The following is a 253-nucleotide window of genomic DNA, read 5'->3' on the forward strand; positions in this document are numbered from 1 at the left end:
GCATTGACGGTCCCGGACTTCCCTGCGGCGGTGTCCTTGAACGATTCCAAGAACCGGATATCCGAGGCGTGCAGGTGCCGCATCAAGTAGATGACGGCGTCGGCCGCAGTGGGAGCGTCTTCGGGAAGCAGGAAAGCCGTGGACCTCCCGGACACGTCCCTGGACAGGGAAGCGATGCCCGGGGTGTCGATCAGGGTGAGGTCCCGGAGGCTGGCCGCGGGCCAATCAACTACGAGCTTTTCCACATCCTCTG

At 63.6% G+C, this 253-nt stretch carries 1 pseudogene; it reads right to left on the reverse strand.

Features of this window, described 5'->3' with window-relative positions:
* Positions 1-253 (reverse strand): annotated as a pseudogene (locus tag ACPYOM_RS23095) (dynamin family protein); the annotation flags it as partial.

The organism is Monashia sp. HAY1-2A, from assembly GCF_056755315.1.